Origin of the sequence: Ruminococcus sp. AM31-15AC (assembly GCF_003462045.1) — a bacterium.
Taxonomy (GTDB): Bacteria; Bacillota; Clostridia; order Oscillospirales; family Ruminococcaceae; genus Hominimerdicola; species Hominimerdicola aceti.
The window spans coordinates 1-26120 of sequence record NZ_QTYG01000018.1 but is presented as its reverse complement, the minus strand read 5'-3'; the positions used below and the strand labels follow the sequence as shown (position 1 = coordinate 26120).

The 26120-nt window shown below is 43.1% G+C and carries 21 protein-coding genes, 3 pseudogenes and 1 riboswitch; of the genes and pseudogenes, 3 read left to right on the top strand and 21 right to left on the bottom strand.

The features are described 5' to 3' along the window. Positions 1–100: 100 nt before the first annotated feature. The 17 genes and pseudogenes from DW793_RS07000 to queA all read right to left on the bottom strand — a co-directional run bounded on the left by DW793_RS07000 (position 101) and on the right by queA (position 16252). Positions 101–867 (bottom strand): annotated as a pseudogene (locus DW793_RS07000) (polysaccharide deacetylase family protein). Positions 868–1069: 202 nt separating this feature from the next. Then, entirely contained in the window at positions 1070–1315 is a 246-nt protein-coding gene (locus tag DW793_RS06995; RefSeq protein WP_022288225.1) for an IreB family regulatory phosphoprotein, read from the bottom strand. A 112-nt stretch (positions 1316–1427) separates the two neighbouring features. Next, positions 1428–1793, bottom strand: coding sequence for a hypothetical protein (locus tag DW793_RS15285; protein ID WP_252969718.1), 366 nt, complete (start codon positions 1791–1793; stop codon positions 1428–1430). 77 nt (positions 1794–1870) lie between these two features. After that, positions 1871–3810, bottom strand: a pseudogene (gene pheT, locus DW793_RS06990) (phenylalanine--tRNA ligase subunit beta). 67 nt (positions 3811–3877) lie between these two features. Then, the gene (locus DW793_RS06985; protein WP_117897961.1) at positions 3878–4468 is read right to left on the bottom strand and encodes a hypothetical protein; all 591 of its coding nucleotides are present in this window, start codon (positions 4466–4468) and stop codon (positions 3878–3880) included. Next, the gene (pheS, locus tag DW793_RS06980) at positions 4468–5487 is read right to left on the bottom strand and encodes a phenylalanine--tRNA ligase subunit alpha (protein WP_022288228.1); all 1020 of its coding nucleotides are present in this window, start codon (positions 5485–5487) and stop codon (positions 4468–4470) included. Before pheS ends, DW793_RS06985 begins: the two co-directional genes overlap by 1 nt. Positions 5488–5834: 347 nt before the next feature. Then, positions 5835–6488: a hypothetical protein gene (locus DW793_RS06975; RefSeq protein ID WP_252969717.1), complete on the bottom strand. Its 654-nt coding sequence runs from the start codon at positions 6486–6488 to the stop codon at positions 5835–5837. Between the two features lie 149 nt (positions 6489–6637). After that, positions 6638–7696 carry a fibronectin type III domain-containing protein gene (locus DW793_RS06970; RefSeq protein WP_181988311.1) on the bottom strand — a complete coding sequence of 353 codons (1059 nt, stop codon included), beginning with the start codon at positions 7694–7696 and terminating at the stop codon, positions 6638–6640. A gap of 234 nt (positions 7697–7930) precedes the next feature. Then, entirely contained in the window at positions 7931–9598 is a 1668-nt protein-coding gene (locus tag DW793_RS06965) for an AMP-binding protein (protein ID WP_118157468.1), read from the bottom strand. A 21-nt stretch (positions 9599–9619) separates the two neighbouring features. Continuing rightward, the gene (locus DW793_RS06960) at positions 9620–10285 is read right to left on the bottom strand and encodes an HAD family hydrolase (RefSeq protein WP_041337309.1); all 666 of its coding nucleotides are present in this window, start codon (positions 10283–10285) and stop codon (positions 9620–9622) included. 287 nt (positions 10286–10572) lie between these two features. Beyond that, positions 10573–11130: a manganese efflux pump MntP gene (locus DW793_RS06955; RefSeq protein ID WP_118157467.1), complete on the bottom strand. Its 558-nt coding sequence runs from the start codon at positions 11128–11130 to the stop codon at positions 10573–10575. 257 nt (positions 11131–11387) lie between these two features. Further along, a pseudogene (gene tgt / locus DW793_RS06945) lies at positions 11388–12529 on the bottom strand (tRNA guanosine(34) transglycosylase Tgt). A 13-nt stretch (positions 12530–12542) separates the two neighbouring features. Further along, positions 12543–13637, bottom strand: coding sequence for a metallophosphoesterase family protein (locus DW793_RS06940; protein ID WP_118157465.1), 1095 nt, complete (start codon positions 13635–13637; stop codon positions 12543–12545). Beyond that, positions 13637–13936 carry a PAS domain-containing protein gene (locus DW793_RS06935; RefSeq protein WP_252969715.1) on the bottom strand — a complete coding sequence of 100 codons (300 nt, stop codon included), beginning with the start codon at positions 13934–13936 and terminating at the stop codon, positions 13637–13639. The genes DW793_RS06940 and DW793_RS06935 overlap by 1 nt, the downstream gene beginning before the upstream one ends. A gap of 73 nt (positions 13937–14009) precedes the next feature. After that, complete coding sequence (locus tag DW793_RS06930) at positions 14010–14462, bottom strand: hypothetical protein (protein WP_147342175.1); 453 nt, start codon at positions 14460–14462, stop codon at positions 14010–14012. Beyond that, positions 14417–15130, bottom strand: coding sequence for an acyltransferase family protein (locus DW793_RS06925; RefSeq protein ID WP_181988310.1), 714 nt, complete (start codon positions 15128–15130; stop codon positions 14417–14419). Before DW793_RS06925 ends, DW793_RS06930 begins: the two co-directional genes overlap by 46 nt. A gap of 69 nt (positions 15131–15199) precedes the next feature. Then, positions 15200–16252 (bottom strand): tRNA preQ1(34) S-adenosylmethionine ribosyltransferase-isomerase QueA, encoded by a 1053-nt coding sequence (gene queA / locus DW793_RS06920; RefSeq protein WP_022286924.1) that lies wholly within the window; start codon positions 16250–16252, stop codon positions 15200–15202. 219 nt (positions 16253–16471) lie between these two features. After that, a riboswitch (Lysine riboswitch) is annotated at positions 16472–16660 on the top strand. A 173-nt stretch (positions 16661–16833) separates the two neighbouring features. Here queA and asd point away from each other — a divergent pair. From asd to dapB, 3 genes are all read left to right on the top strand, one after another. Further along, positions 16834–17916, top strand: coding sequence for an aspartate-semialdehyde dehydrogenase (asd, locus tag DW793_RS06915; protein ID WP_117898006.1), 1083 nt, complete (start codon positions 16834–16836; stop codon positions 17914–17916). Between the two features lie 36 nt (positions 17917–17952). Continuing rightward, on the top strand, positions 17953–18843 hold the full coding sequence (gene dapA / locus DW793_RS06910) for a 4-hydroxy-tetrahydrodipicolinate synthase (RefSeq protein ID WP_022286926.1): 891 nt from the start codon (positions 17953–17955) through the stop codon (positions 18841–18843). A 150-nt stretch (positions 18844–18993) separates the two neighbouring features. Next, positions 18994–19752: a 4-hydroxy-tetrahydrodipicolinate reductase gene (gene dapB / locus DW793_RS06905; protein WP_118157462.1), complete on the top strand. Its 759-nt coding sequence runs from the start codon at positions 18994–18996 to the stop codon at positions 19750–19752. Positions 19753–19891: 139 nt separating this feature from the next. Here dapB and DW793_RS06900 read toward each other — a convergent pair whose 3' ends face one another. Genes DW793_RS06900 through rlmD form a run of 4 tightly spaced genes read right to left on the bottom strand, consistent with a single transcriptional unit; the run spans position 19892 to position 25449 of the window. Then, the gene (locus DW793_RS06900) at positions 19892–22102 is read right to left on the bottom strand and encodes a transglutaminase-like domain-containing protein (protein ID WP_118157461.1); all 2211 of its coding nucleotides are present in this window, start codon (positions 22100–22102) and stop codon (positions 19892–19894) included. A 12-nt stretch (positions 22103–22114) separates the two neighbouring features. Next, the gene (locus DW793_RS06895; RefSeq protein WP_118157460.1) at positions 22115–23275 is read right to left on the bottom strand and encodes a DUF58 domain-containing protein; all 1161 of its coding nucleotides are present in this window, start codon (positions 23273–23275) and stop codon (positions 22115–22117) included. A 13-nt stretch (positions 23276–23288) separates the two neighbouring features. After that, positions 23289–24227 (bottom strand): AAA family ATPase, encoded by a 939-nt coding sequence (locus DW793_RS06890; protein ID WP_118157459.1) that lies wholly within the window; start codon positions 24225–24227, stop codon positions 23289–23291. Next, positions 24196–25449 carry a 23S rRNA (uracil(1939)-C(5))-methyltransferase RlmD gene (rlmD, locus tag DW793_RS06885; protein WP_118157458.1) on the bottom strand — a complete coding sequence of 418 codons (1254 nt, stop codon included), beginning with the start codon at positions 25447–25449 and terminating at the stop codon, positions 24196–24198. Before rlmD ends, DW793_RS06890 begins: the two co-directional genes overlap by 32 nt. Between the last annotated feature and the right edge of the window lie 671 nt (positions 25450–26120).

The window sequence follows — 26120 nt, the reverse complement described above, 5'->3', positions numbered from 1 at the left end:
TAACAATTTGTCAATAGACTAACATATTACAAATCAGCTACAAATGTCCCTAAAATAACAAAAAGAGAGGCACAAGGCCTCTCTTCATCATATTCTCTTATCAGCCAAATTCAAATCCGCCAGCCCTCACTCTGTCGATAAAGTCCCCGAGGATATCAGTATTGGTTTTCGATACCGAGTGAAGCAAATAAATAGCCCCCGGGTGAGCCGCATTCACAAGCTTTTCAAGTGCCTGCCCCTCATCAGGCTGATTGTTCACGTCCCAATCAGCGTAAGCAAAGCTCCAAAGCTCAGTCTCATAACCGCAGTTTGCCGTCACTCCAAGAGAGAACTCCGAAAACTCGCCCATAGGCGGTCTGAACACTGTCATGGTATAATCATAGTTTTCCTCCATATACTTATGGAAATCCTTTATCTCCGACTCACATTCCGCCTGCCCAAGCGTCGGCATAGAATAATGGTGTACCGAATGATTTCCCACAATATGCCCCTCGTCTATCATACGCTTCACAAGCTCAGGATTTTTCTCTGCATAATCCTGCAAAGAAAAAACGTCGCCTTGACCTTTTTCTCTTTCAGCACATCGAGGATCTTTTCAGTGTATCCGTTCTCATACCCCTGATCAAAGGTCAGATATATCTTGTCATCATTATTTATAGCCTTTGCGTTAAGCTTACCGTATTGTTCATTAAAATCAAGCGCACCCGTTGTCCTGTTCTTATCATCGACTAAAACGCCCTGACCATATCCCACCTTGTCATGTGAAAGCCCCGAAAGATCTATCTTTTCCTTAGCTGTTTTCTTTCCCACAGCCACAGGCTCGATGACCGCCGAGCTTGTTCCCTCTGATGAATTTCCCTCACGCATTATCACTGTCCTGCCGCAAGCACTGAGTGCAACAACTGCACAAATAAGTGCCATGCAATTTCTTATCTTCATATGAAGCCCTCCGTTTTCTTATTATCTTATACTATTATGTTCAGAAAACGGCTTTATACAAAAAAACGTTTCAGGTAAATTCTGACGTAAAACAAAAAAGGCGGTAAAAACTACCGCCTTTAAATATCAGTTATGACTCAAGATAGGACTTCACCAATGCCTGCAAAAGTTCATCTCTGTCAATATGACGAATAAGACTTCTGGCATTATTGTATGTTGTTATGTAGGTCGGGTCCTCAGAAAGAATATAACCTACGATCTGATTAATAGGATTATAGCCCTTCTCTTTCAGAGCGTCATATATAATTGTAAGTGTCTTTTTCAGCTCAGCCTCCTTGTCGTGCTGTACTGAAAATTCCATAGTTTGTTCGTGCATTATGCTCAGCCCCTCTGCAATGTATTAATATCAGCAATACGCCTGATATTATTATACTCCATTTGTTTCAAAATAACAAGTCAAAAAGCAAAATTTATGCACATTATACAAATCAAGCACTATATTTTTTACATTCTGAGTTCAGCACCGATAGCTTGAGAGCTTCAAGAACTTTATTCATAGCCTTGTCAGCCTGCTCGTCAGTAAGCGTGCCGTCATGTGAACGCATTGAAATGGAGTATGAAACAGACTTCTTGCCCTTTTCGATCTGCTCGCCCTTGTAAACGTCAAAAAGCGTTACCTTTTCAAGTATCGAGCCAACAGCCTTGCTTATAGTCTTTTCAAGAAGAGCCGCAGGGATATCGTCATCACAAACGATAGACAGATCTCTTGTTGTAGCAGGATACTTAGGCAGTGGCTTATATGTCTTCTGAGCAACACAGCTTGCCATAAGCTCAGGAACATTTATCTTTCCCACATAAGCTCTTGCGTCAATGCCGTAGTTCTCCAGAACTCTCGGGTGAAGCTCGCCAAAAATGCCGATCTCCTCACCATTTACTTTAACGACAGCAACTCTGCCTGGGTGGAAGGCGTAGAACTCATCAAAGCTACATTCAGCAGTAGCCTTTTCAAATTCAACTTTCTGTGCGCCGAGCTAGAGAGCAGACCCTCAACAACGCCCTTGATGTCATAGAAATCAGCCTTCGTCTCAGTGTCATAGAAACCAAAACCTAGTCTTTCAGGCTCGTTAGGAAGCACCTCTCCCTCAACAGGTATATACTCGTTCCTCTCTCGAAGATATAGCACTCAGGGTTGCGGTAGCTGTAGTTTCTTGCAAGCACTTCACATACAGACGGAATGATAGTCGTTCTCATAACGCTAGTGTCCTCGCCAAGAGGGTTTGTGATAACAACTGTCTTTCTCAGTTTTGATTCAGCAGGAAGATTTATCTTGTCAAAATACTTAGGCGAAATGAATGAGAATGTAGATATCTCGTTAAGACCCATAGCGAGCATAGATCTCTGTATATGTCTGTCAAACTTCTGCGCCTCGGTGAGCTTAGCCTGTGCAACGCCTCTTACGATAGTGTTTGGGATCTTGTTGTAGCCGTAAAGTCTAGCAACTTCCTCTGCCACATCAGCCTTGCAGGCAATGTCCACTCTGTACCAAGGTGAAACTACCTTGCCGTCCTTTATCTCAAAGCCAAGCCTTGTGAGATATTCAACCATGTCGCTCTCAGGTATTTCAGTACCAAGGAACTTATTTATCCACTCAGGGTCAAAATCAACCGTCTTAGGCGTTTCGTCCTCGTAATTCTCATCAATATAAGTCTTTACGACCTCACCTGCACCAAGCTCTTCAACAAGCTGGAAAGCTCTCATAAGAGCCTCGTAGCACTCATGTGGGTCAAGACCCTTTTCATATCTTGCAGAAGCGTCAGTTCTCATGCCAAGCTTCTTAGCTGTAGTTCTTACGCTTGCACCGTCAAAGCAAGCTGACTCAAATACAACAGTAGTTGTGTCGTCCATGATTCCGCTGTATTCGCCGCCCATAACGCCTGCTACTGCAACTGGCTTTTCAGCGTCAGCAATAACGAGCATCTCTTCTGAAAGCTCTCTTACCTCGCCGTCAAGAGTTGTGATAGTTTCTCCTGCCTTAGCGTTTCTGATGTTGATAGATGCGTCCTTGACATATTTAAGGTCAAAAGCGTGCATTGGTCTGCCGTATTCAAGCATAACATAGTTTGTGATATCAACAAAGTTGTTGATAGGTCTAACGCCGCAGCCTCTCAGCCTTTCTCTCATCCAACGAGGTGAAGGACCTATCTTTACATTCTTTACGATACCGGCCATATATCTCTTGCAAAGATCAGTGTTGTGTATCTTTACCTTGAGCATATCGTTGATATCCCCGTCAATGCCCTTGAACTCAGGCTTCTTGACCTTCAGCTCTGTGCCGAAAGTAGCCGCAGTTTCTCTTGCAAGACCGATAACAGAAAGGCAGTCAGGTCTGTTTGAAGTTATCTCAAACTCAACAGTTGTGTCATTATATCCTATAGCCTCATGTATATCCTTGCCTACTGTCTTGTCGCAGTCATCGCCAAGAATGAAAATTCCGTCCTCTATAGCATATGGGAAATCGTGAACAGAAAGTCCAAGCTCGCCCAGAGAGCAAAGCATACCATTAGAAGCAACGCCTCTCAGCTTGCCCTTTGTTATCTTCACCTGCTTGCCCTCATGTAGAACAGATGACTTGTGCTTTGCAACTGGCACAAAATCGCCCTCGTGAACGTTCTGAGCACCGGTAACTATCTGAACAGGCTCGTCCTCTCCCACGTCTACCTGAGTGATGAACATATGGTCAGAATCAGGGTGACGCTCCATAGAAACTACCTTGCCCACAACAACGTTAGAAATATCTTCGCCCTCCTGCTCAAAGCACTCTACCTTTGAGCCTGAAAGCGTCAGAGCGGAAACAAAATCCTTTATCGGCATATCGCAGTCTACATAGTCTGCAAGCCATTTCATTGACAAATCCATTTATTATTCCTCCGTAATCTTATCATTTACCGCAGTTTTGTATCTTCTCGTCCAAGTCCTTTAAAAACAGCGGTCTGTAAATATAGAAATCCTTCCACCGCTTTATGTTCACAGTATATTTTATCCCGAAATTATCAGTTATCTCAGCTTTCATGCTGTCATTGACACCATTTGTGCTGTGAACTATGGTCTTGAACTCTCTAATATCCGAATATTTTATAAGCAGTTTAGCCTTAGGCACATACATATATCTGTCAAGTAGATAAAAGGTCTTGTATTTGAACTCGCTTCCCTCTATCTCGCTTTCCAAAGCCAGCATATCCTGAGCGTCAAATTGCTCCAGCCTTGTAAGGTTTCCTCTGTATTGTTTTACCTGCCTTTTAAATCCTCTTATTCCGATAAAAAGCAGGATACCCAGAAAAATCATCAGAAACCCACATAGCACGAGCATATCCCATGCACTCTGCTGTTCTTTTACAAGCATGACCGATAACCCACCGCCAACACCTACTATCAGCGCCATAAGTGTGCTGATAGCCGCCGACGTTACAAGCTTAGCCTTTGACGGCGCAAGCTTTCTGTAAAGCCTGCTCTGCATTATAACTTCATTCATCAGAACTGCTCTAAAAATCTCATATCGTTCTCATAAAGCAGACGCATATCATTGATGTTGTATCTGCCCATTGTTATTCTTTCAAGACCGATACCAAATGCAAATCCGCTGTAAACCTCAGGGTCAATGCCACAGCCCTCAAGTACCTTAGGATGTACCATACCTGCGCCGAGAAGCTCTACCCAGCCCTCCTGCTTGCACATTGAACAGCCCTTGCCATGGCAGTTGAAGCACATAAGATCGACCTCAGCAGAAGGCTCTGTGTATGGGAAGTGGTGCGGACGAAGTCTTATCTGAGTGTCCTCGCCGTAAAGACGCTTCATAAGAAGTTCCAGCGTACCCTTAAGGTCAGCCATAGTGATGCCCTTGTCAATAACAAGACCCTCTATCTGGTGGAACAGCGGTGAATGTGTAGCGTCCACTGTGTCAGAACGATAAACTCTGCCCGGTGAAATGATTCTTATAGGCGGCTTTCTCTTCTCCATAGTTCTTATCTGAACAGAAGAAGTCTGTGTTCTAAGAACAACGTTCTCATTGATGTAGAATGTATCCTGCGTATCTCTTGCAGGGTGAGATTTAGGCATATTCAGTGCCTCGAAGCAATAATGGTCTGTTTCAACCTCTGGGCCGTCAACGATATCAAAGCCCATGCCAAGGAACACTTCCTCTACCTCTTCAAGAGTAGCGTTCAGAGGGTGAGGTCTGCCTATTCTTGTTTTCTTGCCCGGAAGCGTAACGTCTATAGCTTCCTCTGTAAGCCTTACCTGCTCCATTTTGCTCTTAAGCTCTTCCTTACGCTTATTGAGAGCATTCTCAATATCAGCTCTTACCTTGTTTGCAAGCTGACCGATAACAGGTCTTTCCTCTGCGGAAAGCTTACCCATTTGCTTAAGTATGGAAGTTATCTCTCCCTTTTTGCCAAGAAATCTTACTCTGAAATCCTCCAGCAGCTTGGCGTCATCAATATGTGAAAGTTCCTCTTTCGCACGCTCGTCAATGCTTTTCAACTGTTCTTTCATTACTTATCCTCCTATAAAAATAAGCCCTGCCCCGACTAAACAGGACAAGACTTTGAAATTCTTGTTTATACCACCTATCAGTAAAGAGCCAACACTCTTCCGTCCTTAACGCAGACAAACGTTCACGCTTACTAAAGACTATCTCTCATTCGGCATGACCACTCGCAAGTGAACTTCATTTTGTCAGGATATAAAGCCGCTTTCAGAAAACGCACACACGCCGCAGCTTCTCTCTGAAGACCCTTAGCAAAACTACTCTCTCGGTCATAGTGTTTCAAGTGTATTGATATAATAATATGTTATCACATTCCGCACCACATTTCAAGGGCTTAACAAAAAGTTTACAACTACAGCCCATGCTTATGAAGCTTATCCCACTTCATATCCTCCTCGGAGTAATAATCGTCCTCCTCGTCCTCAATCTTATTGTATTCCTTGTGTGGATAACCTATCTTCTCATAAAAATCATTGATAAGCACAAGCTTGCCCTTAGTGTCCTGAAAGCTCAGACTTACAGTATTATCTTCTAACTTGTATGTGCTTTCCCTGCCTTCTTTGTCCTTTACCACAAAGCTTGACTTCTCCACATTTTTCAGCACGCAAATGAGTCTGCCCTTGTTTGTCTGATAAGACTTCTCTATCTCGTCATAGTAAAGACATATGTGCAGATAGCTTTTAGAAAGCCCAATGCGTTGAGAGTGTTCAATATGATCCTCATATATCCTCGTGTAAACATCAGCGTCCCGTGAAAGCGAGTAATACCAATACATAAGCCCGCCCACAGAACAATTGCAAGCCCCCAGCAGTATAAGCAGAACCTTTGCAAAGACCGCACTTGCAAACACCGCACCAATTATGATGATAACGACCCCAAGCAGGATATTCTTATACATATTCCTCTGCATTTTCCTGTGTTCTTCAATATCATGTGCCGCCTTGACCTGCCTCTCCGCCCTTGACAGCTTCGGAGGATATTCATAAACCGCCTGCAAAACATTCACCTCACAATTAGGATAACCATATGATACAAAAAATGCACAACACCCATAAGAGCATTGTACATTTTCTTATCTATTTTCAGTTTTATTATACACCTGAAATGTGCAAAAGTCAACACGTTTTAATAAGATTGTGACATATGTGTCCGTTATTAGTAAAGGAGATACACAGCCCAACAAGGGTTAGGGTTTACATCAAGACCATTCGGGCAAGGCTCTATGTACACAATATAGTACACATCGCCTCTCTTATTGTACTCATAGTCAATATAATCTTTGTAAAGTTTCATGAAATCATTAAGGGTAGATACGCTCTCTCCAAAGTGTATAGTATCAACAGTATCATAACTTGACTCATTAGGAATAAGTTTTTTTTCAAGCATTGAAAAATATTCTTCTACCGTATTATAATCTATGCCGTACTTCCAAAACTCCGTGTAATGTTCCTTAATATACGTTGCTTTTTCTCTTGAATATGCTGTAAGTTCTGCCTTCATAGCATCAATATCAGCCTGTGTGATTTTGTCACTCTTCTTAGTTGTCGCCGTCACGACCCCCGAATACTTGCCATAGTGATTATTATTCGTCTTTTTGTCGTCCTGCTTGCAAGCCCTTATCTTGAACTGATACTTTGTCGCAGGCGCAAGCTTCTTCACAGTGTAGCTTGTCCCTGTGGTCTTGCCTATCTCTTTCCATTCGCCTTTTATGTTCTGATAAATGCGGTAATTTGTACAGCCTATCTTCGTCCAAGGAAGCTTAACGCTGTCAGTGCCAACACTGCTTACCTTTAGACCCTTGCAAGCCTGCGGATTGGTCGCCGTGTTCCAGTTTGCGGAATATTCTCCGTAAACTTTCTTGCCCTTTACAGTCTTGTATGCCCTTACTTTAAAATTTTCTCTCGTTGCATTAGGCAGCTTCTTAACTGTGTAGCTCGTACCCTTGCAATCCCCAAGCTTGTTGTACTTGCCGTTTTTTCGCATATAAACAGTGTAACCGCTCGCACCCTTTACCTTGCTCCATTTAAGCTGTATCTCGCTGTTTGAAAGCGTCTTAGATTTAAGCCCCGTTACCTTGCCAACACTCGCCGCTTCCACAACGATAGCCGTCTGTGAGAATATCCCCATATCCTCCGCCGCAGGTACAACAGCCCCCGTGCCCATAAGCATTGCCGCCATAACAACAGCCGCCGTTTTCTTCATACCATTCTTCATAAAAAGCACCTCTCCCGATTCTCTATAATTCCCCATATTTCAGGGTAGTATTATATAATACCATAAAGCCAAATATTTGTCAATACTTTTACGAAAAAATATAAAATATTGAAAATTGCAAAATAAAATGTCCTGCAAAATTCCGTAGGGGCGAACACTGCTCGCCCGTCGAAGCAACAAACAAAAAGCACAACACCCACCAAGAGCATTGTGCTTTTATCATATCTAAATCAATTACCCATTCTTCTTGCTGTCATTCTCTCTTATCTCAACACGGCGTATCTTACCGCTGATAGTCTTAGGCAGCTCGTCCACGAACTCAACTATTCTAGGATACTTGTAAGGTGCAGTTGATTGCTTAACATAGTTCTGAAGCTCCTTAGCAAGCTCAGGAGAAGCAGTGTAGCCCTTTGCAAGCACGATAGTAGCCTTAACTACCTTGCCTCTGATAGCGTCATCAGCCGCCGTGATAGCACACTCAAGTACAGAAGGGTGTTCCATAAGGATACTCTCTATCTCGAAAGGTCCTATACGATAGCCCGAAGCCTTGATAAGGTCGTCCGTTCTTCCAACATACCAGTAGTAGCCGTCATCGTCCATGTAAGCAGTGTCGCCTGTGTGATACATACCAAATCTCCAAGCGTTGTCCGTTGCCTCAGGATTTCTGTAATACTCCTTGAACAGCGCAGGGTTCTCGCCTCTCTTAGCGTAAACAACGATCTCGCCTGTCTCGCCTACCTTAACAGGCTTGCCCTCGTTGTCAACTATACCGATATTGTAAAGCGGTGTAGGCTTACCCATCGAGCCCGGCTTTGGCTCCATGCCGTAAAGATTGCCCACAAGCACAGCGCCCTCTGTCTGACCGAAGCCCTCCATAAGCTTAAGACCTGTGTACTCATACCACTTGTTGAATACCTCAGGGTTAAGAGCCTCACCGGCGATACAGCTATATTTCAGTGAAGAAAGGTCATAGTTTTCAAGACCCTCCTTAATGAAAAATCTGTACATTGTCGGAGGTGCGCAGAAAGAAGTCAGCTTGTAATCCTGAATTACTTTCAGCACGTTTGCAGGAATAAATCTGTCGAAGTCATATACGAATGTTGTCGCACCGCAGATAAACTGACCAAACATCTTGCCCCATGCACACTTTGCCCAGCCTGTCTCAGAAACAGTAAGGTGCAGTGAGTTCTCATCAAGGTGGTGCCAGTGCTTAGCAGTGATAATGTGTGCCGCAGCCAGTGAATACTTGTGCAGTACCATTTTAGGATAACCGGTAGTACCAGAGCTGAAATACATGAGCATTGACTCAGTAACGTGTGTTTCGATCCTCTCAAAAGTCTTTGGATACTTGTCCATTTCGCTGAGAAAGTCTATCCAACCCTCTTTAGCACCGTGAGTGATAAACTTCTCTTTCATGCCACTGTACTGCTCAAGAGCTGAATCCACCTGATTAGGAACATCGTCCTCCGCAGTTGCCACGATATAAGATATAGACGCAGCGTCAAAGCGGTAAACATAGTCTTTTTTCTTGAGCTGACAAGTTGCAGGCACAAGGATAGCGCCTATCTTCATAAGACCGTAAGCAAGGAACCAGAACTCATAATGACGTTTAAGAACAGCCATAACAAAATCGCCCTTCTTAACTCCGTGTGCCAGCATCATGTTAGCCACCTGACTGCTCTTTTCAGAAAGATCCTTGTAAGTGAAGATATGCTCCTCACCATCTTCGTTGACCCACTGCATAGCCACCTTATCAGGCACGTTCTTAGCCAGCTCGTCTATAACGTCATATGAGAAGTTGAAGTTCTCAGGCAGGTCAAGCTTAAAGCTTTTAAGTCTGCCCTCGCTGTCAAGCTCCTCGTCAACAAATCTCTTGTAAAAATCAGCCATTACAAAACTCATATATGAAATCCTCCGTTTTAATTATATCCTGTTTATCTCATGACAAATGCTCACTATGTCCTGCGGAACTTCCGCAATATACTTCGCACCTGCATTTTCAAGTTCTTCTCTGCCCCTGAAGCCCCATTCACAGCCAATGCAGTCAAGACCCGCATTTTTTGCCGTCATAACGTCCACATCAGAATCGCCAATAAGCACAGCTTCCTCAGCCTTGACCCCAAGCGTGCCAAGAATATTGTATATTATCTCAGGCGCAGGCTTTGTCGGAACACCGTCCTTTTTGCCCTCGATCAGGTCAAAATCTTTCTCACCGAAAATATTCTTTACAATGTAGTTCACAAAGCCGTCAGGCTTGTTTGAAGCCACTGCCGTCATAATGCCCTCATTGCGAAGCGTGTCAAGCACCTCGCAGATATGCTCATAAGGCTTGGTCTTGTTCACACATCTCTTGTTGTATTCCTCAGAGAACTCAGCATGATACTTTTTGATGTTCTCCTCACTTCTCAGCTTCTCAGGCAAAGCCCGCTCAACAAGCTTCAAAGTACCATTTCCCACTAAATGCTTGTAGGTATCATAATCAAACACAGGAAACCCATATCTCTCAAGTACCGCGTTCATGGCGTCCCCAAGATCATAAATAGAATTTACAAGCGTTCCGTCCAAATCAAAAATAAATAGCTTTTTCATAAAACCAGCTATAAAAAAAGCCTTTCCTCCCTCCGACTTTCCATAAACTTGTCGGTCACCATGCACTAATTTTTACACTTATCGCAAGTTTATACACATATCATAACTTTGTACACTTATCATAAGTTTGTACATCAATCGCAAATTTATACACTTGTCTAAAAATCACGAGATTTATTATACACTGATATTGTGGCTTGTTTATGAACATACACACCTGTAATTGTTAAATTAAAATTCACAAAGATATCTATGTGATACATATTTATGTGAATAAGAAAGTTGTTTTAAGCAAATATAGTCTGTTCAGCGAATATTTTAAGCCCTATACATATTAAAATAACTCCCCCAACTATCCTTGCCTTGCTTTTGAGTTTTCCGCTGAATTTGTTACCAAGCATAAACCCACAGAACGATAAGGCCGCCGTAACAACACATATAAACGCCGCCGACCTGACTATGCCCACACCAAGTGCCGCAAAGCTTATGCCCACAGCCAGAGCGTCAACCGAAGTCGCAAATCCCTGCACCAACACCGCCCCGAAAGTGAGCCTGCCCCCTGTCTGGATCTCATCGTCCCCCGAACCACATATCATGTTCAACCCTATGAATCCAAGCAGTATCAAAGCTATCCAGTGGTCGAACTTCTCTATGTACTCCGCAAAATTCATGCCAAGCGCATAGCCGATCGCAGGCATTATCCCTTGAAAAAGCCCGAATATGATACCGCACATCAATGCTCCCCTGACTCTCCCCTTTCTGACACAAAGCCCATTAGTCACCGATACCGCAAAAGCGTCCATAGAAAGTCCACACGCAGTAAGAAAAAGCTCAAAAATACTCATATAATCCCCCTGTATAATTTATAAAAACAGCTTTACATTCAATCTTGACTTCCCTTATATTTTTATCTGCACCCACACTTTTTACACCTGCTACCACACCTTTTCTGCAGGGGCGATTAGCGTTCGCCAGTCGAAGCAACAAAACCATGCTTTCATCAAATAAAATAGCCTCCACTCAACGAAAAAACGCCATCTCCGTAAAATACAAAATAACATCTTTGCATTTTCCGAAAACAGCGTCATACCGTTATATTTTGTTAATCCTCACACTTTGAAGCAAGAAGCGAGCTGTATTGATTTCTGAACTGCTCAAATCTGCCCTCGTCAAGAGCCTCTCTTATCTTCTCCGTGAGCGTGTTGTAGAAATACAGATTGTGCATAACTGCCAGCCTGCCGCCCAACTGCTCCTCAGACTTGAACAGATGACGAATGTACGCCCTGCTGTGATTACGGCAAGCAGGACAATCGCAATGCTCGTCAATAGGTCTAGGGTCAGTTTCATACCTTTTATTAGTGATGTGCATAATACCGTTCCATGTGAACAGCGTTCCGTGACGTGCATTTCTGCTTGGCATTACGCAATCAAAGAAGTCCACACCTCTGTAAACAGCCTCGATTATGTTTGTCGGCGTGCCAACGCCCATAAGATATCTCGGCTTATCCTTTGGCATAAAAGGCTCGACCTTTTCGATAATGTTATACATTACCTCAGTAGGCTCACCCACCGCCAGACCGCCAATAGCAAAGCCCGAACAGTATTCCATTTCTCTTATGCGCTTCATATGCTCGATACGCAGATCCTCATAAGTACAGCCCTGATTGATGCCGAACAGCATCTGATGCTTGTTTATAGTATTCTCAAGCCCGTTGAGCCTTTTCTGCTCAGCGATACATCTCTCAAGCCACCTTACCGTTCTATCACAGCTTGCCTTTGAATAGCTATGCTCAGCAGGGTTTTCCACACACTCGTCAAATGCCATTGCGATAGTAGACGCAAGATGCGATTGTATCTGCATACTCTCCTCAGGGCCCATAAAAATCCTGCGACCGTCAACGTGAGAGTTGAAGTACACGCCCTCCTCTTTGATTTTACGCAGCTTGGCCAAAGAAAATACCTGAAATCCGCCGCTGTCTGTAAGAATAGCTTGTCCCAGTTCATGAACTTGTGAAGTCCGCCCATTTTGTATATAATGTCATCGCCCGGTCTGACGTGCAAATGATAGGTATTGCAAAGCTCCACCTGCGTTTTAAGTTCATTTTTCAGATCAATGGAAGAAACTCCGCCCTTTATCGCCGCCGAAGTTCCCACGTTCATAAAAACAGGCGTCTGAATAGTTCCGTGAACAGTTTCAAACTGCCCCCTGCGTGCAGCACCCTCTTGTTTAAGTAATGTAAACATAAATTCTCCTTTATCATTCTATTATATCAGACGGCAGCCAGCCGACTGTGGCATTTTCCGAAATTACCAAAGACATTGTTTCATCTTCGTAAAAGACCGATACCCGCTCACCTTTTCTGACAGCAGGAAACGATGACAAAAACTGATATACATGAGGCTTTTCATCAAAAAAATATATTTCACGGTCAGGAATAAGACCCTCGCCCCCTGAATACTCATCTCTGACCTTTGTCGTATATCCATTTTTCTCAATTATCGTTATATCCTGCTTTTCCCAATCAATATAAACAGGTTTCATGTCACATGAAAAATCCTTTAAGACAGTTTTCTTTGGCACATCTGTATCCCAAATTATTCTATGAGAATAATTCTCGCCGCACTTATCAATGATAAACAAATTCATCTGACAAGCCTTCTTGATAGTCATTCCGCCGTCAATACATATCATTTTCTTTTTGCTGTCGATTATCGGAAGATTAGTCACATTTGAACGCTTATAATTGTATGTGGGATAATGCCCGAATACAAGCTGCTTTCCTGTTGGATTTTCTTTCCGCAAAAACCACGGAACAGTTATAGCATAAATATCATCTGTATTTCTCCAATCAGGACGGTTTTCAAGCCCTGCATGAACAAAAACATATTCCTCTGTTTCAAGGCACGTTGGAAGCTCTCTTATAAAAGATAACAGCTCGCCATACTTCTCTACAACCTTTTCTCTTATCTCAAGCCAGTTGCCTTCCCAGCAATCAACATATCCCAGTGTATTAGCCATTTGCCTGAAAGTGTTATGCTCATTGCGGTAAAACTGCTGCTGGAACCACTTGAACTCATAGTGATAAGCCATTCTTGAACACATTATGTCATTATTGCCCATTAATAATATTGCCTTGTCACTTTTATCGCAAAGAGCCTTGACATATTCAAGGGTCTTTATATTGTCACTGCCATGTTCAAGTATGTCGCCGACTATCACAAGATAGTCATTTTGCGGGTCATATTTTGCCTTTTTCAGCAGTCTGTCAAAAAGCTGCCAATGGGTATGGATATCGCTGACAGCAAGAATCCTGCATTTTTCAGGCAGCGAAAGGTCAATGATCTTATCCATTAATTCTCACCATTTCTAAGATCGTACATAGCCATACTTTCTCTTGTTCTGTACTCATGCTTTTCATAATATCCAATAAGCTCTCCCTCATCATTTCTGAGAGCTATCATGTAAACGTCCTTATTTTCCTTTTCGTTGTGGAAAGTATACACCTTGTTGTTGCCCTTGTCCTTTTTGAACCATGCAATGACCTGTTCTATCTTAGCATTAGAATCCTCATTGTGACAGCCCTTTATGGATCTGCCCACAAGAGCCGCTCCACCACGCTTTGCATATCTTTTGACCGCTGTCGGGTTCAATTATACTATCGTATGCTCAAGGTCGCAAATGACCACAGGTGCATCGTCTGCGTCAATAACGCTCTTAAAAAAGTTATTTTCCATTTCCGTTCTCCTTTATGATATCATTCCTGCCCCTTATCCCTTTAAGCACCATATCCAGAGGCACACCAAATATTTTTATGCAAAGCACCAATACAATAGGTATCGCTGTAAGTGCCAAATAAAGCTCCCAACGTTCAGGAAAAGCCTTTGCAAGATATGCCTGATAACCATAGTATGTGAGCATATAAACAATAGTCCTGTGCCAGAAGTACACCTGCAAAGTCCTGGAACCGCACTTTGTTATCAGTGGAATCTTCACATCAAGCCCAATACCAAGCACCGCCAAACAAAGCAGTGCCGAGATACCCATAACAAGAAGCCTGCTCAAAAAAGTGCAATCCATGTCCGTTGCTTCAGATATGGAAAAATAAGAGTTTCTTCCCGTAAGAAGCATTCTCAGCGATAAACAAGCTTTGTTTTTCCAAAGCAGAAATAAGCCCAAATGCCTATCACTCCCAAGGACAGCACCCTTACATACCACTTCTTCACAAAATCAGCCACCCTTTCAGGGTCAAGCAAATATCCGCAGTAGTAAAACGGGAAAAACACCACTATCCTGGATAGCTCATATTCATCGCCCACGCTAGGGTCATACCCTGCCGCAAGTGCCGTCACCATAGCCGCCGTAAGCACCGCCCAAGGTCTGCTGTTTCTTAACAGATAGCAAAGCACCATAAATGCCGCCATTGCGAACATATACCAATATACACCGTCGCCGCCTAAAAGGTCAAAGAAAATCTCGCCATCACTGTTTTCCTTGTCAAAGTCCGTCTGAAATCTCACCTGCGACCAATAATTCAGGCATTTCATTAACATTCCGATAACAACAAATCCAAGCGTCTTTCCAAGCACTTTCCTGCCGTCATCATGCCCCCTGTTGAACAGTCCTGATATGAATATAAACATCGGCATATGAAAAGCATACAGAAACAAAAATGCGCCGCTAAAAACCTTTGCCTGCGGTACACCTGTTTCACCGCCGCCGTCACCAAAAAGCTTGACAGTGCTGTCGTCTATCAAATGCCCCAAGACCACAAGCACTATAAGCAGAAATTTCAGATTGTCATATAAATACAGTCGTTTCTTCTCCCCTGACTTAACGTCATTCATATAGAAAAAAACCTCCGTAAAACAAAGTTTGAAATGAGATATCATCGCCGCAGGCGATACCTTAATTCCTCACTCAGATATTATGAGCATACAATCACCAAAGCTGAAAAATCTGTATTTCTCCTCCACAGCTATCTTATAAGCGTTCATAGTGTTCTCGTATCCCATAAATGCAGAAACAAGCATAATAAGCGTGCTTTCAGGCAGGTGAAAATTAGTAACAAGTCCGTCAAGCACCTTGAACTCAAAGCCAGGATAAATAAATATCTCCGTGTAACCGTCACATGGAACTATCTTTCCGTCATTGAATGCCGCCACGCTCTCCAGCGTCCTGCATGAAGTAGTACCCACCGCAATAACACGTCCGCCATTTTTCTTCGTTTCGTTTATCATGTCTGCAGTTTCACGGCTAAGCTCATAGTGCTCTCTGTGCATCTTATGGTCAAGTACCTTGTCCTCCTTAACGGGTCTGAACGTGCCAAGACCAACGTGCAGAGTAACATACGCAATGTTCACACCCATTGCCTTTAAGTCCTCAAGCTGTTGTTCAGTGAAATGCAGACCGGCAGTAGGCGCAGCAGACGAGCCAAGCTCATGAGCATAAACCGTCTGGTATCTGTCCTTGTCCTTCAGCTTTTCAGTAATATAAGGCGGCAAAGGCATCTGACCTATCTCGTCAAGTGTGGCAAAGAAATTCTCCTCGCACTCAAATCGTGCGATACGGTTTCCGTCCTCCAACACATCAATTATCTCCGCTTTCAGCTTACCACCGCCAAAAACAAATCTTGTGCCGATCTTGGCTTTTTTGCCAGGTCTGCAAAGAATCTCCCAGACCATGTTCTCTTTCTGCTCCACAAGCAAAAACTCAATGAACGAGCCTGTGTCCTCACGCTCGCCGTATATCCTCGCAGGAAGCACCTTTGAGTCGTTAAGCACAAGTAAGTCACCTTTTTTGAGATAATTGCATAGATTATAGAAATGGTCGTGTACCACCTCTCCCGTCTGCCTGTTTATCTTCATCATTCTCGAAGCATTTCTAGGCTCGACAGGGGTCTGTGCAATAAGCTCCTGCGGCAGGTCATAATAAAAATCCGATCTTTTCATGTTGTTGATATCAAGCATTTTAAATATCTCCTATTTACTTAAAATATAATAATTATAATAATGTAGGCAACAGCGTCCTCTACGTCCCACTCTCACCATTCTCAAAGTCCTTATTCCAACAACTGTCAACATTCTTTAAAGCCATTTAATTTCATATAAACTTATTAATTTACAGAAAATTAAAATATTTTTATCTATATGTATTGACAGAACGCTAAATATTTGTTATCATTAAACAGAACAGATAGAGGTGCAGTTGAAATGAGTATCATTTTTCGTGTGACCCCACACAACAGCGTCCCAACGCCTATGGTAAATGAGAAAGGTAAAACTGCCGAAGCGGAGTATCGGGAACACTCCTGCTGACTGTTAGTTTAATAGACTATCAGTTGTCATCATTACAAATGGTGGAGTGCTATCGGCATAAATTTTTATGTCAACATTCTTATTATATTGTATGATGAACTGGTTTTCAACCAGTTTTTTTATTATTTGTTTATTTTTTATGTTTTGTGCAAAATAACATTTGAACAGTGCGTGATTTTAGTGTATAACGCCAAAGAAAATTGTTACCATGGCACAGGAAAAGGAGTTTTAATATGAAAAAGTACAATGTCGGTATCATCGGTGCAACAGGAATGGTAGGTCAGAGATTTTCTCTGCTTCTTGACAAACACCCATGGTTCAATGTAGTATGCGTTGCCGCTTCACCACGTTCGGCAGGCAAAAAGCTCAAGGACGCAGTTGCAGGCAAGTGGAAGCTTTCAGAGCCTCTGCCGGAAGCTATCGGCGAGCTTACAGTTCTGAACGCCGAGGAGGACGTTGAGAAGATCGCTTCAATGGTAGATTTCGTATTCTGCGCAGTTGATATGAAGAAAGACGAGATAAGAGCCCTTGAAGAAAAGTATGCAAAGGCTGAATGCCCTGTTGTATCAAACAACTCCGCACACAGACATACTCCTGATGTTCCAATGGTCATTCCTGAGGTAAACCCTGAGCATATCGAGATAATCGCTTCACAGAGAAAAAGACTTGGCACAAAGAGAGGATTTATCGCAGTTAAGTCTAACTGCTCACTCCAGTCTTACGTTCCTGCTCTTGCTCCTCTTATGGATAAGTATAAGGTAACAAAGGCTCTTGCCTGCACATATCAGGCAATTTCAGGCGCAGGCAAGACATTTGAAAGCTTCCCTGAGATACTTGACAACGTTATCCCTTATATCGGCGGCGAGGAAGAAAAGTCTGAGAAAGAGCCTCTTAAGATCTGGGGTCATATTGAGGGCGATGTTATCGTTGACGCAACAGCTCCAGCTATCACAACACAGTGCCTGAGAGTTCCTGTTTCCGACGGTCACACAGCAGCAGTTTTCGTATCATTTGAGAATAAACCTTCTAAGGAAGAGATCCTTCAGGCTTGGAAAGATTTCAGCGGTGTTCCACAGGAGCTTCAGCTTCCAAGCGCTCCAAAGCAGTTCCTTAACTACTTCACAGAGAACGATCGTCCACAGGCTAAGCTCGACAGAAACCTTGAGGGCGGTATGGCAGTTTCTATAGGCAGACTGAGAGAAGATTCACAGTATGACTATAAGTTCGTTTGCCTTTCACACAATACACTGAGAGGTGCGGCAGGCGGAGCAGTTCTGCTGGCTGAGCTTCTTGCAGCAAAGGGCTATTTTGACTAATATAACACATATATACGCACGAAAGGAGTGCTGTTTATGAAAAAGACTATTTTCACAGGTGCAGGCGTTGCTATCGTTACACCTATGAACGCTGACGGCTCTATCAACTTTGACAAGCTGGGCGAGCTTATCGATTTCAACATCGATAACGGCACAGACGCTATCATAATCTGCGGAACAACAGGCGAAAGTGCTACCATGACAGATGAGGAGCATATCGAGTGTATCCGCTATGCTGTTGAAAAGACAAATCACAGAGTTCCTGTTATCGCAGGCACAGGCTCAAACCATACAGAGTATGCCGTAAACCTTTCTAAGAAGGCTGAGGAGCTTGGTGCTGACGCTCTGCTTTGTGTTACACCTTATTATAATAAGACTTCACAGGCAGGACTTATCGCACACTTCTCCGCTATCGCAAAGGCTGTTACACTGCCTATCATTCTTTACAACGTACCGTCAAGAACAGGTGTGAACATTCTTCCTGAGACCTGCCGTGAGCTTGCAAAGATAGACAATATCGTTGCTATCAAGGCAGCAAGCGGAAACATCAGCCAGATAACACAGGTGGCAGCTCTCTGCGGCGATGACCTTGATATCTATTCAGGCAACGACGATCAGATAGTTCCTATCATGGCTCTGGGCGGAAAGGGTGTTATTTCAGTTCTTTCCAACTGTATGCCATTTGAAACACATGAGATCACACAGCTCTGCCTTGATGGAAAGTACGAGGAAGCAAGAGAAAAGGTATTCAAGACCCTTGGTTTTGCAAAGGCACTTTTTAGCGACGTAAACCCTATCCCTGTCAAGGAAGCTCTTAACCTTATGGGCTTTGAGGTCGGCGAGTGTCGTCTGCCGCTTGTAAGAATGAGCGATGATAAGATAGAAAAGCTGAAAGCGTCAATGAACGCTCTCGGACTTATCAAGTAAAAAATACAAAGGGCGGAGAAATTCGCCCTTTATGTTTACCATTATAAAATTGTACTAATGTAAGGGTTGGCGTCCCCGACAGCCCAAACGCTGTCTTTGACATTATCACTTACGTTTATCTACAAATCAAAAAGAAAAGGAATGATATAAATGACTAAGATCGCAATATGTGGCGCCTGCGGAAAAATGGGCAGGTTCATATATGACGTTATATCAGAGCGTGACGACTGCACAGTAAGCGCAGGTATCGACAAATTTGGCGAGGCTTATACAGACTTCCCTGTAGTAAAAGAGCCTGCCGACCTGCCTGAAAAGCCTGATGTAATCATCGACTTCTCACACCCTTCCGCACTGGACGGACTTCTCAGCTATTGCCTTTCAAACGGCACTGCACTTGTAATAGCTACCACAGGCTATACAGAAGAGGATACAGCGAAGATACACAAGGCTTCCGAGCAGATACCTGTTTTCTTCACATTCAACATGACCCTTGGTATCAATCTTCTTGCAAATCTTGCAAAAACTGCCGCAAAAGTTCTTGGCGGTCAGTATGATATCGAGATAATCGAGAAGCACCATAACCAGAAGATAGACGCTCCGTCAGGCACTGCTATCATGCTTGCAGACGCAATAAACGAGGAGCTTGACAACAAGTATCACTATGTTTACGATCGTCATTCTGTAAGAGCAAAGAGAGAAAAGACCGAGATCGGTATGCACTCTGTCCGTGGTGGCACTATTGTTGGCGAGCATGAGATAATCTTTGCAGGCAGAGATGAAGTCATCTCCCTCAAGCACGAAGCTCATTCAAAGCAGGTTTTCGCTGTGGGTGCAGTGAATGCAGGCGTTTTCCTTTGTGGAAAGCCGGCAGGACTTTACGCAATGAGCGATCTTCTTGCTTCACTTTAATTAAATATCAGATACAGTGGGCGTCATTGACGTCCTGCTCTTTCGGAGGTTTTTTACACTCTCAGGCTGCTGTTTTATACGGCAGCCTTTTTTATACAAAAAAAATAGCCGTGCGTGATTTTTCCGCACAGCCATTTCATTACATATTCTTATCAAGCTCCAAAGAAGTTTTCTCACGCTTTGTGAGCTTTTTCCATTGTACTTTGTACTCTGCATAGACCATTTTCCACTCGGCTTCATCAGGAACATATCCACCGAAGCAGGTCTTTTCAAAAAGATCTATAAGACCGCCAAGCTCAACTCCACGCCTCTTAACAAGATATTCTCTTATCATTTCAGGCGTGTATCCCGATAGCTTATCATTAGAAGCTATGGTCAAAAGCCTTATCACCCGCCTGTAAAGCCTTATGACTCTGTCGCCGTTATCTCTGAATTTAAGTGACAGTCGGAAAAATACCTCGATAATTCTGTTAAGGAAAACGAAAACCACAAGCACAAACGCTACACCGATAAACAGTGCGATCTTGCTGAAATAGCTTACAAAAGTTGAAACATCAAAGTTCGTACCATTTGCACTGTAGTCACGCTGATAGCCCGGAACTGTCGGGTCAAAAGTCATCCAGCCAATACCTGTGATAAAGACCTCTACAAAAGCGTGAGCGTGGCTATCTCTTACCACAAACTCTCCACGTTCATTCTTTTCATATGCTGCAAAGCCCTCAACATACCTTGCTGGAAGTCCCAGCATTCTCGCCATAAGCGTCATGCTTGTGGCATAGTTCGTGCAGTTTCCACGCTTGCTCGTGAAAAGAAAATATGCGATAGACTCGTCGTCAGGCTCATACTCGTTATCGTAAACATAGCCGTTCTGCTCAAAATAATCCACAAGCGCCTGAGCCTTCTCATAATCATTTTTGCAGTTTTCCGTTATGCTCTTTGCAAGAGCCTCCATTTTTCCACCCTTATCGTCATATGCAGAAACGTCTGTGTACAACGCATATATATTATAAATATTCACCGATTGATTTGATGTGACATCTCCGTTTGTCAAGCCGTAAGAAAGCAGCAGTTTGAACTGATTTTCGGTCATATCAAGATTTGCCGCAGCCTGTCTTTCGCTCTCCGTTTCAGGAATATACTCAAAGCTGATGCCAAGCTTATTTCCTGCGGTGTCATATGGTCTGTAGACCTCGCTGTGAGTTGTTTTGATATAAACGTTGTTTTCCCCTGGGGTTATCATCAGCGGGGCAGGGATATAGCTAGGGGTAAAGCTGTCGCTAAACTGATTCATGACTGCCTTTTCACTGAACAGATCATCAGGAAACTGTGACTTTTCCACGCCAAGATCCTTGCTGTAATCCTTATCCGCAAGTGACTTTGCTATGCTGTAAACATAGCTCGGTGAGTTCACCTCGTTGTCACCATAAAGATGAACATTTTTATCAAAATGAAAATTGTAGAAGCTATCGTCTGTTACCCACTTCTCGTTTCTGAAAAGGTCAAAGGCTTGTCTTCTGAGGTAAATGACCTGCTCATCAGAAGTTGTGGTAAAGTTGAAAAGTATCTCGCCCGTTGCTTCTGCGCCAAATCTTGGGGAAGACTCATCACTAAGGTTGTCATATGTGCCACTGCTTTTGATATTCACATCAAAGAAGTTGCTGTTTTTTTCAAGATAAGATGTCTTTGAGGAAGTCGGCATAAGCATTGCAAGCGCACCCACAAGGGTAACGAAAACCGCCGATGCCGCCACATAAGAGCCGTTTATAACAAGGTCATGCTTGCTCTCGTCTGAAACAAGTCTGCTGTGCACCATAAGTGCAATGAACACAGTGAGCATTATGGTTATGTCAAGAGTATCCATTGAGTCGGCACGCTTTCCGTAAATAAAAAACGGAAAAAGCAAAACGAGCATCGTTCCAAAACTTCTATAGCGCACAATGGTGAAATAATAAAGCACCGAAATGATAAAGAAGCCTAGTCCCACAAACAGAAAGTAGAAATATTCATCTATCTGACCTATCTCCTGCCTGTTTACATAAAACCAATTGATAAATGATTTTCCAGAATGTTCAAATCCAGCATGAAGAAGCTGAAAGCCCAAAAACAGCACTGCCGCCATAAGGGCGGTATAGACAAGACCTCGCAGGACTTTTTTCGGCTTCAGCCACTCAAAAAGAGCGAACAGCAGACATTCATAGACCACATATCCAAAAGTATAAAGTCTGACATTGTCTACAAGATAGGTCTTAAAGATTATGTTCATGACCACTGCTCCAAGGAGCAGCGGCAAAGCATATTTTGAAAGAATATTCACAAGGGTGTTTTTTATCTGAGCAGTTTTAGTATTCAAAAGCCACACCCCCTATGTCATTTTACGAAACTCGAAAGTTTCGTCTACAAGCCACATATTTTCTGTCTGCTTATCAAGACCGCTAAGACGTGTCACTACAAAAGAGCCGTTAAATTCTTCTATAAGAGAAGAAAATTCCCCCTGAGAAGTCGCCATGCAGGCTGTGAAGCAGATAGGAGCTGTCTTGCCTATCTCATGAGAAAAGGCAAAACGCTTTTCCTGCGGATATGGTGCTATTGCCGCAAGGTCGTTTTGAAGCTCTATTATATCACCTGCCTGCTTTATTTTCATGCTTTTCCAGCCGTCAAGATAATAATTATACTCACTCTCAAAGCCCTCCATGATAAGCATTGAAAGCATTGCAAGGCTCGCTTCGACTATATTATCGATATTCACAGCAAACATAGGGTCATGATTTTCGCTTGGTATATCAAGGAAAAACGCCTGACTTGAAGCCGTGACCTTTTCATCAAGGCGCACCATAAGCTCGTCACGTTTTGAAGAAAGCTTCCAGTTTATTCTTTTCAGCGGGTCGCCTATCTCATACTGTCTGTGGTCATAGCCCGGAACGCCTGTAAGACCAAGTGCATTTTCATCTGATTCGCTTTCGTTATCGTCAAATGAAGCGTTCTCGGAAGTTGCTTTAAGAAGCTCTGTTTGAGAGCCAGTGTCAGGGATATTCGGCATTATCTTTATTTTTCCCACGGCTTTTTCATAACGTGAACTGTCAAGGTGAAGGGTGATTATTCCAAGATAGTCATGCAGACGTATGCTTTTTATTTTCACTGTGCCAAGACCTGCATAGCGTGTTTTCAGCTTAACGCTGATGCTTTGCTGTCTGCCGCCTGCCACGATAGTTTTTAATTCAAGTGGGCTTACAGCACCGATATTATCTGAACACTCTGCCGTTACCTCAACAACGCATGAGGGAATAATGCGTATTGCATTTAAAAGCATTATGTCAGCGTCAAACTCCTCGTTCTTTGCACTTATTTCTGTGGAAAGCTTTATTGCTGCCACAAGTTTACGCTTGGTAATAAGAAGTGTCGCAAGAGATATCACAAAGGCTATGGCTAAAAGATAAAGCACAAGTGTACCGCCACTTCCGTTTATATAAACTCTAAGCAGTATCGCCACCGCCACGCAGGTAAGATAACCTAAAAGATTTTTCATGGGGTCATATCCTCTATTTCTCTATTGCGTCAGGTGATTTTACTGTAAGAGCGATATTTTCAAGGACTTCCCTTTCGTTTGCAAAGGCAGATTTGCCCTTTGGAGAAAGCATAAGTCTATGTGCAAGAACGTCAGGCATAACAGCCTTGACATCATCCGGCATGACAAATCCTCTGCCCTGAACAAAGGCATAGGCTTTTGAGGCTTTAAGCAGTGCGATGCTTCCACGGGGAGAAACGCCAAGCTTTACATAATCTGAATTTCTTGTTGCGGTAACAAGGCTCAGGATATATTTTCTCACAGAAAGCTCTGCGGTCACATTTTCAGCGTAACCCATAAGCTCACGGACGTTTTCAAGGGTCATGACAGGCTGGATATTCTTTGCAAAGCCTGATCTTTCGGCTCTTGACATGATATCAAGCTCATCATCATATGAGGGATAGCCCATTGATATCTTCATAAGAAATCTATCCATTTGGGCTTCAGGCAAATGATAAGTGCCGTAAGTTTCCACAGGGTTTTGTGTGGCAAGCACCATAAAGGGCAATGGAAGTTCATGAGTTTTACCGTCAATGGATATCTGATGTTCTTCCATGACTTCAAGCAAGCTTGACTGAGATTTTGGGGAGGCTCTGTTTATTTCGTCTGCCAAGAGGAAATTGCACATTGCCACACCCTCTTTATACTCAAGCTCATGAGTTTTCTGGTCTATCATAGAAAAGCCAACGATATCGGACGGCATAACGTCAGGGGTAAGCTGGATACGGTTATATTTGCCGTCCACTGACCTTGCAAGGGCTGATACAAGCTGAGTTTTGCCTACTCCAGGCACGTCCTCGATAAGAACATGACCGCCGCAAAGCATGGCTGTGATTATTTTAAGCACGGAGTCGGTCTTACCGACAATGACTTTTTCAATATTATCTGTGAGAAGTTTTACCTTTTCGTTCAATTTTTTTATCCCCCTTTTTATCATGTGTTCTATTTGGTGTGAGCGATATCATTTTTCTTTTTAAAAGCACCACATTTTCGATACCTGTGGTATGCGGGAACATATCAACGGGCTGGATAAGCTGTGCTTTATAGCCTATTTTTGCAAGAAGCTTCAAATCACGCTCGAGAGTTTCTATTTTACAGGAAACGTAGACTATCTTTTCAGGTCTGAGTTTGCCCAAGGCTTCAACAAATTCTTCTGTTGTGCCTGCTCTTGGAGGGTCAAGAAAAACTGTATCACAGCTCTCCCCTGCCTGCGCAAGCTTTGTCATGAACTCACCTGCGTCCTCATTATAAAACCTGATATTGTCAAGCTTATTGAGCTTGGCATTTGAAACTGCGTCCTTTACGGCTTCGGCATTAAGCTCAACGCCTGCCACGTCTGCACCGCTTTTTGCAGCGATAAGACCGATAGTACCTGTTCCGCAATAGGCATCGATAACTTTATCGCCTTTTTTAAGCTCTGCACAGGAAACTGCTTTGGAATATAGCTTTTCGGTCTGCTCGGGGTTTACCTGATAGAAAGAATGAGGTGAAATTCTGAACTTACAGCCGCACATCTCGTCGGTGATATAGCCTTTGCCGTACATTATAATATCACGGTCGCCCAAAGTAAGAGGAACTCTGCCTTTATTAACGTTTTGGACGATAGTGGTTATATATGGGTGTTTCTCGGTGATAGCTTTAACGAAATTTTTCTTTGCAGGAAATATGGGGGTAGCTGTAACTAGCACGAGCATTACCTCGCCTGTTGTTTGGGAGGTACGGATAAGGGTATGCTTAAGAAGACCCTGATCGCTTTCCTCGTTATATGGCAGGATTCGGAAGTCAGCCATAAGCTCTTTAAGGGTAGCGACTATTTGCTGTGCTCTTATATCCTCCAAAAAGCAATCGTCAGTTATTACCATGCTATGGGTAGAGGACTGATATACTCCTGAGACGATACGCTTTGAGCTATTGACCTTATAGACAGTTTGGACTTTATTGCGATAATTATAGGGGTCGTCCATAGTTATTATCTGCTGAGGTCTGCAAAAGCGGCTCAACATTCTATCGGCTTTTGCCTGCTTCCATTCTATTTGCTGGGCGTAGACCTTATCCAACTGACAGCCGCCGCAGCGTTTAAAGCAGCTACATTTTTTCCCGCCTGTTGACTTATCGATAGTGGTATGTTTATTCATCACATTTACTCTTTTCATTATGTATAAATTTTATTTTAAGTATACCATTTTATATGAATAATGTCAACAAAGGCGGTTATAACAATTAAATTTAGCAGTATGCTCATGGGGTATAGCTAAGATGTTTCGGTATAAATATTCAATTTTCAAGCTTCAGACGGAGTGCAGGAAGTGCTTTTCTGTGCGATCAGAACCTCTCATCGTGTTCACCTAACTCACGTTGACAAAATGTTTCCTCATACACTGTCGCTCCGCAAGGTTTCCGATTTGTGGTGAAACCTCTTCTACTTATACACGAAAAGTGGGTATTTTGTTGCAGAAAAAATGCAACAATTGCAGAAATGTTGCCAAATTAAATTATAAATCATTTGTTTGCACAAATTTCGGGGTGTGAATTGGCGGATTTGACGGAAAACACATGAAAAATGTATAGTATTTGGGTATAAAAATACCGCCTCACCGTAGCGGAGCGGTTATTTGTATTATTCAATATCGATAAGTCCTGCGTTGAAACGAAAATTGACTCACACGCTCACGTGGAGCGTGACAAGTCACAAATAGTCGCACTTGAAGTCACAATAAATTTCAACTCACACGCTCACGTGGAGCGTGACACAACTGGGAATACGGTTCAGTTTTGGAAAAATAATTTCAACTCACACGCTCACGTG

Coding starts and splice junctions, on each gene's coding strand:
- DW793_RS06995 (WP_022288225.1), bottom strand. CDS start 1,315: ATGCACGAACAAACTATGGAATTTTCAGTACAGCACGACAAGGAGGCT.
- DW793_RS06985 (WP_117897961.1), bottom strand. CDS start 4,468: ATGAATGAAGTTATAATGCAGAGCAGGCTTTACAGAAAGCTTGCGCCG.
- pheS (WP_022288228.1), bottom strand. CDS start 5,487: ATGAAAGAACAGTTGAAAAGCATTGACGAGCGTGCGAAAGAGGAACTT.
- DW793_RS06970 (WP_181988311.1), bottom strand. CDS start 7,696: ATGAAGAATGGTATGAAGAAAACGGCGGCTGTTGTTATGGCGGCAATG.
- DW793_RS06965 (WP_118157468.1), bottom strand. CDS start 9,598: ATGAGTTTTGTAATGGCTGATTTTTACAAGAGATTTGTTGACGAGGAG.
- DW793_RS06960 (WP_041337309.1), bottom strand. CDS start 10,285: ATGAAAAAGCTATTTATTTTTGATTTGGACGGAACGCTTGTAAATTCT.
- DW793_RS06955 (WP_118157467.1), bottom strand. CDS start 11,130: ATGAGTATTTTTGAGCTTTTTCTTACTGCGTGTGGACTTTCTATGGAC.
- DW793_RS06940 (WP_118157465.1), bottom strand. CDS start 13,637: ATGGATAAGATCATTGACCTTTCGCTGCCTGAAAAATGCAGGATTCTT.
- DW793_RS06925 (WP_181988310.1), bottom strand. CDS start 15,130: ATGAATGACGTTAAGTCAGGGGAGAAGAAACGACTGTATTTATATGAC.
- queA (WP_022286924.1), bottom strand. CDS start 16,252: ATGCTTGATATCAACAACATGAAAAGATCGGATTTTTATTATGACCTG.
- asd (WP_117898006.1), top strand. CDS start 16,834: ATGAAAAAGTACAATGTCGGTATCATCGGTGCAACAGGAATGGTAGGT.
- dapA (WP_022286926.1), top strand. CDS start 17,953: ATGAAAAAGACTATTTTCACAGGTGCAGGCGTTGCTATCGTTACACCT.
- dapB (WP_118157462.1), top strand. CDS start 18,994: ATGACTAAGATCGCAATATGTGGCGCCTGCGGAAAAATGGGCAGGTTC.
- DW793_RS06895 (WP_118157460.1), bottom strand. CDS start 23,275: ATGAAAAATCTTTTAGGTTATCTTACCTGCGTGGCGGTGGCGATACTG.
- rlmD (WP_118157458.1), bottom strand. CDS start 25,449: ATGAATAAACATACCACTATCGATAAGTCAACAGGCGGGAAAAAATGT.